The organism is Pontibacillus marinus BH030004 = DSM 16465, assembly GCF_000425225.1.
GTDB lineage: Bacteria > Bacillota > Bacilli > Bacillales > BH030062 > Pontibacillus > Pontibacillus marinus.
In genome coordinates, this window is record NZ_AULJ01000041.1 from 17,201 (window position 1) to 29,545 (window position 12,345).

Sequence of the window (12,345 nt, forward strand, 5' to 3'; positions counted from 1 at the left end):
AGCCAGGGGGACAAGTTTTTTTACAAAACATTTGCAAGCCATTTCTCCCATTCTTCCTTACTTCCCCCAACGATAAATGGTTCGATACGTTGCTTTTCTTCTTCTGGTAACATGTCATAAGCATATCCACCAAGACCTATCTTGAGGTTTGGAAATGTATCCTGTAAAGCCTTTGCTAAATCAACGGTTACTGGAATATTTTTCTTCATCGTGCATGACATAAATAAAAACTTAGGCTCAACTTCTTCAATAATGACATCCACATCACTAGGTGCAATGCTTTGTCCCAAATAGATCACATCATATCCCTTACGCTTCAGAAATAAGGTGAAGATAAGCAATCCTAACTCATGCTTTTCATTCGGTCCACAAACACAAATCGCTTTAGGGAGCAATTGATCTGTAGGAAGAGAAATAAGCATCATTCCTATACGAGAACGCAAGAAATTGGTTGCAAAATGTTCATGAGCACTTGTTATTTGATTCTCTTCCCACAATTGGCCTATCTTTACTAAGGATGGGCCAATGATTTCGATCGCAACTTTTTCCGGTGAAAAAATACTAAATACATAATCCAACTTTTTATGAGCTTCCTGTTCATTAAATGAAAGTAATGCTTCTAGAATTTCTTCTGAAAAAGATTCGATTTGATCTTGTTGAACAGATTCATTTTGCTCAGTGCTAGCCAAATGGTTCTGATTATTTTCTAATATGGAAACAGCTTGAGATATTGTAAAACCACGATTCACTTTATCAATTAGCCACTTTAATATCTTTATGTGTTCATCAGTATACAACCGATGCCCCGCTTCATTTCGGTTAGGCCGTATCATTTTATACCGTCTTTCCCAGGCACGTAATGTACCAGGTTGGATTCCTAGCATGTTTGATACAGCTTTGATGTTATACTTCCCTTGCGTGCTACCCATACGTATGTCCTCCAAAGCGTTATTTCCTTTATTATACGCCAATTTCAGCCTTGTGTAAAATACGTACGACATTTGAATAACCTTTGCAGAGCATTAGGTAGATTGCATCGTTACTACATAACAGTTTCCACTTCCACTAAATAAAGATGACAAACGAGAAGCTTGATAACTCCGACTACTCAAGAACTGGGTTTGGGAACTCTCATGATCTATAGATCCATGAGAGGAGCTGCTTAAAACAACTTGGACCTGCTCCCTTTCTGAAGGATCTAATGTAAAGAAAGACTTAATATTGTGAGTAGCTAGTATTTTAAAGGATCCTTTAGCATCTTGGAAAGCATATTTTGCATTCACTTTCCTGTGATTTAAATCATCTAATCCAATTAAACTAATCATTTCCCCTTTTGAAGATTCAAAGTTAACTCCAGAATTAGCCAAGATAGTGACATTACAATCCAATAGCATGGCATCTAACTCACGATAATCCCCTTCATAGTCACGGTCTCCCCACACAAAGAATAGAGGAACTTGAAGCATTTGAAGTGTTTGAATATTATCACGCACTTTTGAATGAGGTACACGTTTATTGGAAAGGTCGCCTCCAATAATCACCATATCCACCTTTTCATTGATGCTCTCTATTGTTTCAGACAAAACTTTTCTTGAACCAATATCCGTAATAAAGAATATACACACCTCTCCAAAGGTCTTCGGAAAGTCATGGCATACAAAATGGGTTCGAACAACTTGATCATGTTGAACAAAACAATATCTATAAAGAACTAACAATATCACCACAAAAGCAATTATTCCACCAATAATGTACAATTAACCCCGCTCCTTAATTGTTTTCTTATGTTGTTTTCTATAAGACAATAACGTAAGAAGAGAATACATAAATGAAAATACGAAAAAAAACAAAACAATCTTAACAGAATATTGGATTAAGGTTATAGGAGTTACGTAAAGGATTAGTCCTATGATTGATTTGACGGGAGAAGATTTTTCAATCAAAAAAATCTGCTGCAAAAGAAGAGCATGACTAATAAAACTAATAAAAAAAGCCACACTTCCTAAGAAGAAATCTACAGGATATAAAACACAAAGCATAATTGAATCCATAGTTAAAGGGACTTGTGCAAAAGGAATTACTAAAATGGAGAAAAAACACCCTGTTAGAGCGATTCCTCCCCAAAATAGCATGATCATCATGAAAACACCTCCCTAAAGACAAGATATGTCTATAGGGAGGTGTATAGTCAAACTGTCTTAACCTTCTTTGACATCTAATATACGAAAACCGGCTTTTTCAAGTCGATTAACAAAGCGATCAATATTATTTTTCTTTTCAATTTTAAGTACAATTCGACGAGCTAACTTATCCGTCTCATCAAAGGTAGCTAATGAAATAATATTTTCATGATATTGCTTTACAATTTCAGATAGTCGCAGAATTCTCCCCTCGGATTCCTCAGAAGTAAATGCAATTCGAACACCTGCTCGCTTCATTCCGAAAGCACTTTCAAATTGTTCAATGACATCATAGCGACTTACAATACCTAGAAACTTCTTATCTTTGTCGATGACAGCTATGATTGGAAACCCTTTAAATGCAGTTAATGTATGCTCGAAGACATCATCTTCTGTAATATATAGATCCGATTGACCATAAAACTCCTGCACTTTTTTCTCTTTTAAGAATGTATCTCTGTCTAAATCACTTTTAAAGAATGCTTGATAAATCATTTGTCTTGAAATTAAGCCTAGGAATTTACCGTCTTCAATTACTGGCATCCCCTGGAAATCCTTCTCATTCAACCTATCCAAAACCTCTCCTAATGTTGCATCACCATTCGTAACTAATGTTTTGTGTGCTGGTTTCATCATACTTTTTACGAACATAGCCTTCACCTCTTATGACAAATAATCATTACATGTAACTTATATTTCGATAGAGATTAAAAAATCCCTCCCTTAATCAATTATTTCTTTTCGAATGAGACAAGTTATCAAGCCATAAACATGAGGTGAATGTACATTTGACTACGTATAGAAAGGAGCGACTAATGTGTTTACACAAGTGAAGTATTGGAATCCATATATAGGTCCATTTGATCCTTGCCCTCCTATGCGCGTTAAAAGTTACCAAACTCCACCTAACCTTTATATAGGCTTCCAACCACCAAATATGGAACAGTATTCACCTCGCCAAGCATTACATTGCGGCACGCTATGGCCTGCATTTTATAGCCCGTATCCAAGTGATGGGAGGGAAGAAGAATGAGTAGAACATTACCTCCAGAATATTATGAATTGCTAGAAGAGCTTCAAGCAGTGGATTTTGTTTTAGTGGAACTAACATTGTATTTAGATACACATCCTAACGATTACAACGCCATTCAGCAATTCAATCATTTTGCCAAACAGAGTAAACAATTAAGGAAACAATATGAGGAACTGTATGGACCGTTAATGCAATATGGTAAAAGTTACTCTGGCTATCCATGGAACTGGGATGATGCCCCATGGCCTTGGCAAGTTTAGAGGTTTAATGATGAGATATAGAAAAGGAGGTCATTTCTTTTGTGGAATTACGAAAAAAAGCTCCAGTACCCAGTGCGTGTAAGCACTTGTAATCCTCGTTTAGCAAAATTTTTAATTGAACAATACGGTGGTGCTGATGGAGAGTTAGCAGCAGCACTACGATACTTAAACCAGAGATATTCAATTCCTGATAAAGTAATTGGCTTGCTAACAGATATCGGTACTGAAGAATTTGCTCATTTGGAAATGATTGCAACAATGGTGTATAAATTGACTAAGGATGCAACTCCAGAGCAAATGAAAGAAGCAGGACTTGGTGCACATTATGCAACTCATGATAAAGCATTGTTTTATCATAATGCTGCCGGAGTTCCTTGGACAGCATCATACATTCAGGCAAAAGGAGACCCGATCGCTGACCTCTACGAAGACATTGCTGCTGAAGAAAAAGCAAGAGCCACCTATCAATGGATCATCAATATGTCAGATGATCCTGACTTAAATGATGGACTAAAATTCCTAAGAGAAAGAGAAATTATACACTCTCAACGCTTCCGGGAGGCTGTTGAGATATTAAAAGAAGAAAGAGATAAGCAGATTTACTTCTAAAAGAAAAAAGGACTGTTCTCCTAAATAAATGGAGGCAGTCCTTTCATTATGTAACTATTTAGGGATAAGAAGCGTCTGACCAACATAGATTTCTTCTGCTTCTAAATGGTTTGCTCTTATAATACGTTTTTCTCCATCTTTACTATTATAAAATTTCATTGAGATGGAGAATAAGGTGTCCCCTTCCTTTACAACATATTCCTGATATGTAATGGTTGCACCATCTTTAGTGGAAGCAACGTCATCCTTATTTCCCTTTTCGCTATTTCTTTCAGAAGTATCTGATGTTTTTACACTTGTTCCTTTTTCCTCTTCATTTTTTAAGCCCAATCCAGTTTCTGGTGATTTTTTCTGTCGCGTTAACTCCATCATATAACTCGCATCTGAAGCTTTAGCAGATTGAACAGATCCAAGTGATCCCCCTGATTCATCCTGCTTTCCCCATAAGTTGTATATCGGAATTAATAATACAAGTATAATAAATAACACAATTAAAAGGCGAATAAGCGGATAACGAACTTTCCACTTATACCCTGTTTTTTTATCTTTATGTGTTTCACTTCTTGGTGGGAGATTTAAAACATTCAACTCCTCTTCATTTGCATCTGCGTACTTATGGTCACCTGCTTTTTCTTCCATACTTTCTTCATTCGTATGATGCATTCTTTGTCTAAGCACTTGAGCTTGATCTTCAAACTGTTCAGACGAATTCGACATCCGATCACCCCATTATTTTAAAACGAATCATAAGTCCTAAGATAAAATCAATTATAAAATGTGCTGTAATGGTGACAAGTAAATTGTTTGTAACTTCAAACATCCAGCCTAAATAGAAGCTAATTAAAAGAACAGAGATGAGTAAAACTGGTTTTGTTAAATAGCGAAGATGAATGAAAGCAAAAGCAATGCTTGCCGTAATATAGCCAAATGTTGTATGCAGTATACCTCTAAACAAGAGTTCCTCTGCAAAAGCAACAAGGAAAGCAATCCATAATATTTCGAAAACCGGACGACTTCGGAATACTTTTTCATTAATTCCTCCATCATCATAAAATCGTTTAGGTAGACAAATCATTAATAATACATCAATAATAATAACTAAGAACCCTGCTGAAACACCATAAATTAAGATTTCATTAACATCATACTTCCATAAATCAAGCCATTTCGTCAATGAAGGAAATAAAAATATACTTGCAATCATAGTAATCGCAAGGATAATTCCTTGAGTTAAATATAGATGATTGACCACTTGCCGATCAGATAATTGTTTGATGATTTCAGCTTGATTTGTCCACTTCATTATAATCCCCTTGTACAAAAATCCTTTTTAGCTCCATTTCCCAATCCGATGTTTTTGGGGCAGGTTGTTGATGTTCTACAACCCATTCATCAAAACGGAAATCGCAATGATCACAACAGAACCCCGTTGGCTCTTTTAGAGAAGATTGAAAGGGCTCATACAAAAATGTTCGTCTACATTCATTTTGATGGATCCAATGAAGCAACCATGATAGTTTCTGCTGTTTCAGATTCATTCTTTCTACAATAAAAGCTTGAATATGTTGAAACGTTTTATTCCATTCATATTTATCATAAAGAATACTTCTTCCATCTATCATATCATGTTTCTCAAATTGATATTTTAAAAACCTCCAATGAATTTCATTAATTTCTAAAAATGATTCTACTTCACTATCTTGAAGTGGGAGGAGCTTGTTTTCATTGGCAAGATTAGCTAAATAGTTCATGACTTTATGAATTGTGTATTCATCTGGTAGCTCACTTTCAAATAACTTTCGAGGAATTTCACTATCTCCCGGTGCATACAACGTTAAACTAACACTTTGCTTCCCATCTCGTCCCGCTCGTCCTATTTCTTGTAAAAATGATTCTACTTGAGAAGGAATATGTGCATGAATAATCAATCGAATATCCGGCTTGTTCACCCCCATACCAAAGGCACTTGTACAGCATATTACATCCAATTGATTGTTCATAAATTGTTGTTGTATCAATAAACGGTCTGTTTGTTCCATACCTCCATGATAAAAGGCAACCCTTAAATCACTTAAAGCATGGGATAACTCATAAGCAGCCTTTTCTGTCCATTGCCGACTGGTAAAGTAAATCATAGCTGGTACACGGCCTTCAGATAACACCTGTTTCATTCGATCCAGTTTATCTTGCATGCCCTCTAAGTGCTCTATAACAAAAGCAATATTTTCACGATCCATTGGATAAATGTGCTTTTTCATATTTGGTCGGCCGATTTGCGCCATAATATCCTGTTGAACGACCATAGGAGCTGTTGCACTTAATGCAAGAACTCGAGGTTCCCCTAAACGTCGTAACACTCGATCTAGCTTTAAATAATCTGGTCGAAACTCATGCCCCCATTGTGAAATACAATGAGCTTCGTCAATGACAAAAAGAGAAACATTTACTTGGTCCTCAAGCTGTTGTAAGAAGTGATTATTCTGAAGCATCTCAGGTGAACAATAAATTAATTGATAAGCGTTCAGTCTTGTCATGATATCTTTTTTTTGTTGAAAATCAAGAAAACTGTTAATAGCTGTGACCCGTTTATAACCTTGCTGTTTGAGTTGCTTTACTTGGTCAACCATTAATGAAATAAGAGGTGATACGACCAGGACTGTCCCTTCCATAAGTATAGAAGGTAGTTGATAGCACATGGACTTACCAGTTCCTGTTGGTAGAATACCTAGTACGTCCTCTCCTTTCATTAAGTCTTCAATAATTTCTTTTTGCCCTTCACGAAAAGAAGTAAAGCCAAAAGCTCGTTGTAAATGATCTTCTAATCGTAATTTTTCCATAAATCATCCACCTCTACTGTGATGCTAATACTAAACGGATCTGAAAATAACTATATTCTTCTTCTAAGTTTTCTTTAATAACCTTTAATTTGTTGGTGTTTAAGTGATTTGCCACACGGGAAATGTTTTGTACCGCATCGGTTGAAACAAATTGTTCAACTGAGAAAGAAGGGTCCACCAAGGCAATTTCAACGATATGATCTTGTATTGTACTGGTTTTTAATCGTCTAATTCTCGTAATGGTTTCAAAAGTGTGACCTTTTCGTAGTAACTCTAACGTTTTTTTAGCCGATTGAGTTATAGGCAATTCTTGAACCAAGTCATTACAAAAGCCAAAAAGAAATGGATAAGATTGAGGAGCGTTCAAAACATTCTGAAGCAGAAAGTGTATGGCTGATGTTATATAAACATCTACATCTAGCTTTTTTAAATTAAAATGAAAAGCGAGCTGCTCTTTACTCAATCCATATCGATGTCCACCTGTCATTCGTTGAGTCAAAAGTTCTGCAAGCCATGAAGGGAACTGAGAAAACAAGTTGTACAGTTCATTGTATAGGTGATCGAGGAGATTTTGTAAATCATGTTTTTCATGTTGATACTTTGCTTTCACCCATTGTAAAATCTCTTTTCGTTCATCGATTGGAATAAATTGATTTTGACCTTGTTCAATATTTGAGGCTGTCTGAACAAATAATAAAAATCGCGACCAAAACAGTTGGTCCATTTGATGGTATTGTAAACCATTTAGCCATTGAAGTTCCTCGACAGCGTCACGTTGTATTTCAGATAACCCAAGCGATGTAACGAGGTATTGCCCCTGCTCCTCTTGAATAAACCCTTTAGCTTGAAGATCCATAAGTTCTTGGTGTAGCTCTTCTCTCTTGAGTGAGCGGCAAATTCCAAAAAAAGAAGTGAGGTTATAAGCGTGAATATCCTGGAACGTTTGGGAAGATCGTTTACCTACAAGCATATGATAGATGGCAGCTTCTGTCCGTTCACCTTTAAATGCGGAAATACTATGTATGATTAAATATTGAAACAATGTAGCGACCTCACTTTTTTTAAGCGAAATTTTATATCCTGATATGGTCCCGCCCTATAGACGATTTAATGTTGAAAAGTTTAAAAAGTAGCTTTACAATAAGATTGAGGCGAATGTTTCCAAATCAGGATACTTATATATGTATTAATAGATCCTTTTCGGATCATGATTTTATAGGAGGGTATGAGACATGGCTAAGTACACAATTGTTGACAAAGAGACCTGCATTGCTTGCGGTGCATGTGGTGCGGCGGCTCCAGATATCTATGATTACGATGATGAAGGTATTGCATACGTGACACTTGACGATAACCAAGGAATCGTTGAAATTCCAGAAGTTCTTCATGAAGACATGGAAGATGCCTTTGATGGTTGTCCAACAGATTCCATCAAAATTGCAGATGAACCATTTGACGGAGATGCAACGAAGTTTGAATAAATGATTTGATCCCTTCACTAGTAAGTGGAGGGATTTTTATATTATGAATTTGAAAGTTCTTTTAATTTTTCTTGCGCTTCTCCTTGATCGAAAGTACTAAAATATCGGTAGAATTGGTCATCGATTATTCGATAATGTTGGCTAATTACGTTTTGCTGAAGTGTAAAGCCACCTCGTTCTTCTACTTTTGCCCACCATACTTTACCACCCATAGTTCGTTGTCTAGGACGATCAACATGCTCATGAGCTACTGTTTCCACAACCTCAATTGGGTCAGCTCCAAGTGTATTTTGTATGACTTCGCTATCTCGAAATAGTGCACACATTGCAACCATAGTCGTCCACCCTGCTTCAGTACGACCCTTTTCAATTTGGACAAGTGTTTTTTTAGAAATTCCTAATATCACTGCCATTCGATCTTGTGTGTACCCTTTTTCAACACGTACAAGCTTTAGTTTTGACGATAGTTGTTCAACGATCATTTGTTGATCCATTTGTGTCACCATTCCAATCTTATTTCGATAACAATATTTTAACATGTTCTCTACTTTCCTTCCTACTAAAATGTTGATATAATATGAAACCGTAGGCACATACATAAATTTTGTATCAATAGGAGGATGTCGTATGGCTGAAAATAAAGTATTAGACGTATTTATTGAAATACCTACAGGAAGTCAAAACAAATATGAATATGATAAAGAACAAGGTGTCTTTAAGCTAGACCGTGTACTATTCTCTTCTCAATTCTATCCAGCTGAATATGGGTATATAGATGAAACACTTGCATTGGATGATGACCCACTAGATGCATTAGTTCTAGTAACAAATCCAACATTCCCTGGCTGTGTTATTGAATCTCGAGTTATCGGATTCTTAAACATGATTGATGATGGTGAAGAAGACCAGAAGCTTCTAGCTGTACCAACAGAAGATCCTCGCTTCAAGGATGTACACACACTAGATGATGTACCTCAACACAAGCTTGAAGAGATTTCTCATTTCTTCAAGACGTATAAAGATCTTCAAGGTAAGATCACAGAAATCGGTGAATGGGAAGGCGTTGAAGCAGCAAACAAGCTTATCGACGATTGCCTAGATCGGTATAAAAGTGAATAACTTTAATGGGAAAAGCAGTGCATGAGTGCACTGCTTTTTTTTATTTTACTTATTCTATTAAAGCCCCCTATTGTTGAAGACTTGGAATCGAGATAATGTGCGTATGGTTCCGTTGCTTTAGTAGAGTGCGGCGGTCTGGGAAACGGGCTGCTTTCCCCGGACGAACGATCGAGCCTCCTCATACGCTACGCTTCTTGCGGGGTCTCGCTCGCCCGTTTTTCCGGAGGAGTCAGCCCGTTTCCCAGCCCACCTTAGCCGAATGGTGACTAACGGAACCGCAGCGATGTAGAGAGGTCGGTGCTTACGGACATTTGTTCCACTAATTTGCTTTTAAATGATCTTTTTTAAGAGCTTACGGACATTCATTCCGTTATTTGCTTCAAATCACCTTAAAAAAGACTGATTTTCACAAATAAGGTACCATATGTCCGTAATGACTCTTAAAACACCTTTAAAGTTCAAAATAAAGGAACAGATGTCCGTAAGGTTTAGAACACACCAACCAGGGTCCGTTAATTTCCACAAAAGCAAAGGGGGGAAGGAAAACGGCAAACTCCCGCAGTAGAAAGGGCAGATGAGACTCCGCAAGGAGCCTGCGGATGAGGAGGCTGCAAGTAAACAATGAAGATCGACTAAGACCGCCACATCGTGTGGCAACGTCGACCTACCCCACGTCGTGTGGGGCAGCAGGAGTATTGCCGTTTCACTGACCCCCTTACTCTTATACAAGCAACGGACTTCTCCCAACCAAAGTCTCGAAATCAAGTCTTCAACAATCCTTCCATATAACGGAATAAGAAAAAACAGTTCCATTAAGTAGCACAAAACTCATTTGTACTACAAAACAGAACTGTTTAGTTATTCATCAAGGTGCTGTTCCTGGTGGAAAATTAAAAGGCTTTGGATTTAATAAATCAGGAACTTGAATGGCTTCATTTAGATTGTAAGCACCATATCCGTATTCTTGTTGTGGTGCATTATTAAACTTTACTTCTTTATACCCATATGATTTAGCTGTCAATAGAATCGCTTCTATCATAGCAAGTGGTTTATCACCAAAGCTAGAATCATTCGTTAAGGTGATCTGTAATGTTTCCCCTTGACCCTTAATTGACTTGAACGTTGCATTTTGAGGAATAACGGGCTTAACATTCTTAGCTGGTAAACCTTTTTTCATATGGTTCAAAGCATTAGCAATGGTTTGATCTTTTATTGAAACAGGTGCTAAGAAGCCTGGTCTATTCTCACCATTTTGGTACAACATATAGGCTCTACCACTCAATGCTTCAATTTGAATTTCTTTCTTAACCCCCATATTCGGGAAGTTCACGCCAGCGTTTCCATCCCGTTGTAATTGAATCTTTTGAATACCATGTGGTCGGAACATTTCCTTTAGTGCATAAAGAAGGTTTTGTTCCTTAATCTCCTCTTGTGGCAATGAATAACTTTTCGGGAAATTAGCTTCAACAAGATTCTGATCTTTTTTCAAATTAAATGTTACATCTTTAAAGGCATACTCTTGAATACCCCACTCGTCGGCTTTTACAGATCTCGCAATTGAATTATATACTTCATTTACAGAACCCCAATTAGGAGGTGCAATAATGGTAATTGGGATAACCACATCTGAATTAGTACCCATCAATGCTATTGTTGCGAACTTGTCATGAGGTCGTTTAGGAAATACATAGGATTGCTCAAGCTTAGAGTGTCCACCTATTTCCTGCTTTTTGTTCTCTTCACTAGTGATATTTCCTTCAGATGACTCTGTACTATTTGACTCATCTCCTTCTGAAGGAGCTATAGAGTTGATATTTGCATCTTTATTATTTTGGTCACCATTCTGTTGAGCACCATCATCTGCCTTACTGTCAAATGTTTTTCCCTGATCTTGAGAGCCTGCGCTATCACCATTAGCGGAATTATCGCCACCTTCTGATGCAGAAGACTCACTTTCTTCTTGGAACCTTTCCATGTTCGCTTCACTTGAGGAATCCTTAGATTCCGCACCATCATTTGCTGTATTATATGTCCCATCAAACAACCAAGACATTGTCGTTATAAGAAACAGCAAGACTGCAGCCGCTGATATGGTAGTTACTACCCAAGGTTGTTTATAAAATGGTGTTTTATCCGGTTTTGCCGAATTCAAACGAGAGGATATTTTATTATACAGTTCATCTGGTGTTTGACTATCTTCAACTTCTGGCATTTTTTGCAGGAGGTTTTGCAAGTCATCTTCGGTGTAGTTCTTATTTTGCTTCACTGTTTATCCCCTCCTTTTGATCCTCTTGCATGAGTTTTTGAAGTGTCTTCATTCCTCGATGTTGTGTTGTTTTCACCTTACTCACGCTCATACCTAATATATCAGCGGTTTCTTGAATTGACATGGATTGAATATATCGTAATATAATCACACTTTTTTGATCTACGGAACAATGGTCTAAGCACCTATATATCTTCTGGATTTCTTCATTTTGAAGAGCTACTTCTTCAGGTTCCGGTTGGTCATCCTGAATAAGATGTCCCTTCTCACCCCAGTCAAAGAATTCAAGCACACGATTACGCTTACGCTTTTGCTTCCTAAAGTGATCAATCGCTACATGACGTGCAATAGAAAAAAGCCATGTTTTTTCACTGCTGTCCCCTTTAAAGCGATCATAAGAATTCATCACTTTAATATATACTTCTTGAACGAGATCCTCAGCTTGTTCCCGGTTTTTTACCATATAAAATAAAAATTGAAAGACGTCTTTATGGTAATTCTCATAGAGCTCTTGAAAGACCGATTTCATTCATGAACCTCCCGTTCATATGATATAGTCG

General features: G+C 37.1%; 16 protein-coding genes. 5 read left to right on the top strand and 11 right to left on the bottom strand.

The genetic code is table 11. The features are described 5' to 3' along the window. Nucleotides 1-20 precede the first annotated feature (20 nt). The 4 genes from H514_RS0109760 to H514_RS0109775 all read right to left on the bottom strand — a co-directional run bounded on the left by H514_RS0109760 (nucleotide 21) and on the right by H514_RS0109775 (nucleotide 2,831). On the bottom strand, nucleotides 21-929 hold the full coding sequence (locus H514_RS0109760; protein ID WP_027446803.1) for a MerR family transcriptional regulator: 909 nt from the start codon (nucleotides 927-929) through the stop codon (nucleotides 21-23). Between the two features lie 93 nt (nucleotides 930-1,022). Then, nucleotides 1,023-1,757: a metallophosphoesterase gene (locus tag H514_RS22850; protein ID WP_051255100.1), complete on the bottom strand. Its 735-nt coding sequence runs from the start codon at nucleotides 1,755-1,757 to the stop codon at nucleotides 1,023-1,025. Then, a complete protein-coding gene (locus H514_RS0109770) occupies nucleotides 1,758-2,141 on the bottom strand; it encodes a hypothetical protein (protein WP_027446804.1) in 384 nt (127 codons plus the stop codon). 57 nt (nucleotides 2,142-2,198) lie between these two features. Continuing rightward, nucleotides 2,199-2,831, bottom strand: a complete 633-nt coding sequence (locus H514_RS0109775; RefSeq protein ID WP_027446805.1) for a CBS domain-containing protein — start codon at nucleotides 2,829-2,831, stop codon at nucleotides 2,199-2,201. A gap of 166 nt (nucleotides 2,832-2,997) precedes the next feature. On the opposite strand from H514_RS0109775, the gene H514_RS0109780 reads away from it, so the two are divergent. The 3 genes from H514_RS0109780 to H514_RS0109790 are packed head-to-tail and all read left to right on the top strand — an operon-like array spanning nucleotide 2,998 to nucleotide 4,082. Beyond that, complete coding sequence (locus H514_RS0109780) at nucleotides 2,998-3,213, top strand: spore coat associated protein CotJA (RefSeq protein ID WP_027446806.1); 216 nt, start codon at nucleotides 2,998-3,000, stop codon at nucleotides 3,211-3,213. Then, entirely contained in the window at nucleotides 3,210-3,473 is a 264-nt protein-coding gene (locus H514_RS0109785) for a spore coat protein CotJB (RefSeq protein ID WP_027446807.1), read from the top strand. The genes H514_RS0109780 and H514_RS0109785 overlap by 4 nt, the downstream gene beginning before the upstream one ends. A gap of 39 nt (nucleotides 3,474-3,512) precedes the next feature. Then, on the top strand, nucleotides 3,513-4,082 hold the full coding sequence (locus tag H514_RS0109790; protein WP_027446808.1) for a manganese catalase family protein: 570 nt from the start codon (nucleotides 3,513-3,515) through the stop codon (nucleotides 4,080-4,082). Between the two features lie 54 nt (nucleotides 4,083-4,136). On the opposite strand, the gene H514_RS0109795 is transcribed toward H514_RS0109790, so the two are convergent. From H514_RS0109795 to H514_RS0109810, 4 genes are read right to left on the bottom strand one after another with little or no spacing between them, the layout of a single operon-like run. Further along, nucleotides 4,137-4,799, bottom strand: coding sequence for a LysM peptidoglycan-binding domain-containing protein (locus H514_RS0109795; RefSeq protein ID WP_027446809.1), 663 nt, complete (start codon nucleotides 4,797-4,799; stop codon nucleotides 4,137-4,139). A gap of 4 nt (nucleotides 4,800-4,803) precedes the next feature. After that, the gene (locus H514_RS0109800) at nucleotides 4,804-5,385 is read right to left on the bottom strand and encodes a CPBP family intramembrane glutamic endopeptidase (protein WP_027446810.1); all 582 of its coding nucleotides are present in this window, start codon (nucleotides 5,383-5,385) and stop codon (nucleotides 4,804-4,806) included. Then, the gene (locus H514_RS0109805; protein ID WP_027446811.1) at nucleotides 5,363-6,919 is read right to left on the bottom strand and encodes a RecQ family ATP-dependent DNA helicase; all 1,557 of its coding nucleotides are present in this window, start codon (nucleotides 6,917-6,919) and stop codon (nucleotides 5,363-5,365) included. Before H514_RS0109805 ends, H514_RS0109800 begins: the two co-directional genes overlap by 23 nt. 13 nt (nucleotides 6,920-6,932) lie before the next feature. Then, nucleotides 6,933-7,961 carry a YpbB family protein gene (locus H514_RS0109810; protein ID WP_027446812.1) on the bottom strand — a complete coding sequence of 343 codons (1,029 nt, stop codon included), beginning with the start codon at nucleotides 7,959-7,961 and terminating at the stop codon, nucleotides 6,933-6,935. Between the two features lie 190 nt (nucleotides 7,962-8,151). Between H514_RS0109810 and H514_RS0109815 the strand changes: the two genes are divergently transcribed. After that, nucleotides 8,152-8,400, top strand: coding sequence for a ferredoxin (locus tag H514_RS0109815; protein ID WP_027446813.1), 249 nt, complete (start codon nucleotides 8,152-8,154; stop codon nucleotides 8,398-8,400). 41 nt (nucleotides 8,401-8,441) lie between these two features. On the opposite strand, the gene H514_RS0109820 is transcribed toward H514_RS0109815, so the two are convergent. Beyond that, nucleotides 8,442-8,894, bottom strand: a complete 453-nt coding sequence (locus H514_RS0109820) for a helix-turn-helix transcriptional regulator (protein WP_027446814.1) — start codon at nucleotides 8,892-8,894, stop codon at nucleotides 8,442-8,444. Nucleotides 8,895-9,027: 133 nt separating this feature from the next. On the opposite strand from H514_RS0109820, the gene H514_RS0109825 reads away from it, so the two are divergent. Then, the gene (locus H514_RS0109825; protein ID WP_027446815.1) at nucleotides 9,028-9,519 is read left to right on the top strand and encodes an inorganic diphosphatase; all 492 of its coding nucleotides are present in this window, start codon (nucleotides 9,028-9,030) and stop codon (nucleotides 9,517-9,519) included. 865 nt (nucleotides 9,520-10,384) lie between these two features. Here H514_RS0109825 and H514_RS0109830 read toward each other — a convergent pair. Further along, nucleotides 10,385-11,785, bottom strand: a complete 1,401-nt coding sequence (locus tag H514_RS0109830; protein ID WP_027446816.1) for a GerMN domain-containing protein — start codon at nucleotides 11,783-11,785, stop codon at nucleotides 10,385-10,387. Continuing rightward, entirely contained in the window at nucleotides 11,772-12,314 is a 543-nt protein-coding gene (sigX, locus tag H514_RS0109835) for an RNA polymerase sigma factor SigX (protein ID WP_027446817.1), read from the bottom strand. Before sigX ends, H514_RS0109830 begins: the two co-directional genes overlap by 14 nt. Nucleotides 12,315-12,345 lie beyond the last annotated feature (31 nt).

Excerpts from the sequence above, each read along its gene's own strand:
- H514_RS0109770 (WP_027446804.1), bottom strand. The coding sequence starts at position 2,141 with ATGATGATCATGCTATTTTGGGGAGGAATCGCTCTAACAGGGTGTTTT.
- H514_RS0109815 (WP_027446813.1), top strand. The coding sequence starts at position 8,152 with ATGGCTAAGTACACAATTGTTGACAAAGAGACCTGCATTGCTTGCGGT.
- H514_RS0109825 (WP_027446815.1), top strand. The coding sequence starts at position 9,028 with ATGGCTGAAAATAAAGTATTAGACGTATTTATTGAAATACCTACAGGA.
- H514_RS0109775 (WP_027446805.1), bottom strand. The coding sequence starts at position 2,831 with ATGTTCGTAAAAAGTATGATGAAACCAGCACACAAAACATTAGTTACG.
- H514_RS0109820 (WP_027446814.1), bottom strand. The coding sequence starts at position 8,894 with ATGGATCAACAAATGATCGTTGAACAACTATCGTCAAAACTAAAGCTT.
- H514_RS0109805 (WP_027446811.1), bottom strand. The coding sequence starts at position 6,919 with ATGGAAAAATTACGATTAGAAGATCATTTACAACGAGCTTTTGGCTTT.
- sigX (WP_027446817.1), bottom strand. The coding sequence starts at position 12,314 with ATGAAATCGGTCTTTCAAGAGCTCTATGAGAATTACCATAAAGACGTC.
- H514_RS0109795 (WP_027446809.1), bottom strand. The coding sequence starts at position 4,799 with ATGTCGAATTCGTCTGAACAGTTTGAAGATCAAGCTCAAGTGCTTAGA.
- H514_RS0109785 (WP_027446807.1), top strand. The coding sequence starts at position 3,210 with ATGAGTAGAACATTACCTCCAGAATATTATGAATTGCTAGAAGAGCTT.
- H514_RS0109760 (WP_027446803.1), bottom strand. The coding sequence starts at position 929 with ATGGGTAGCACGCAAGGGAAGTATAACATCAAAGCTGTATCAAACATG.
- H514_RS0109800 (WP_027446810.1), bottom strand. The coding sequence starts at position 5,385 with ATGAAGTGGACAAATCAAGCTGAAATCATCAAACAATTATCTGATCGG.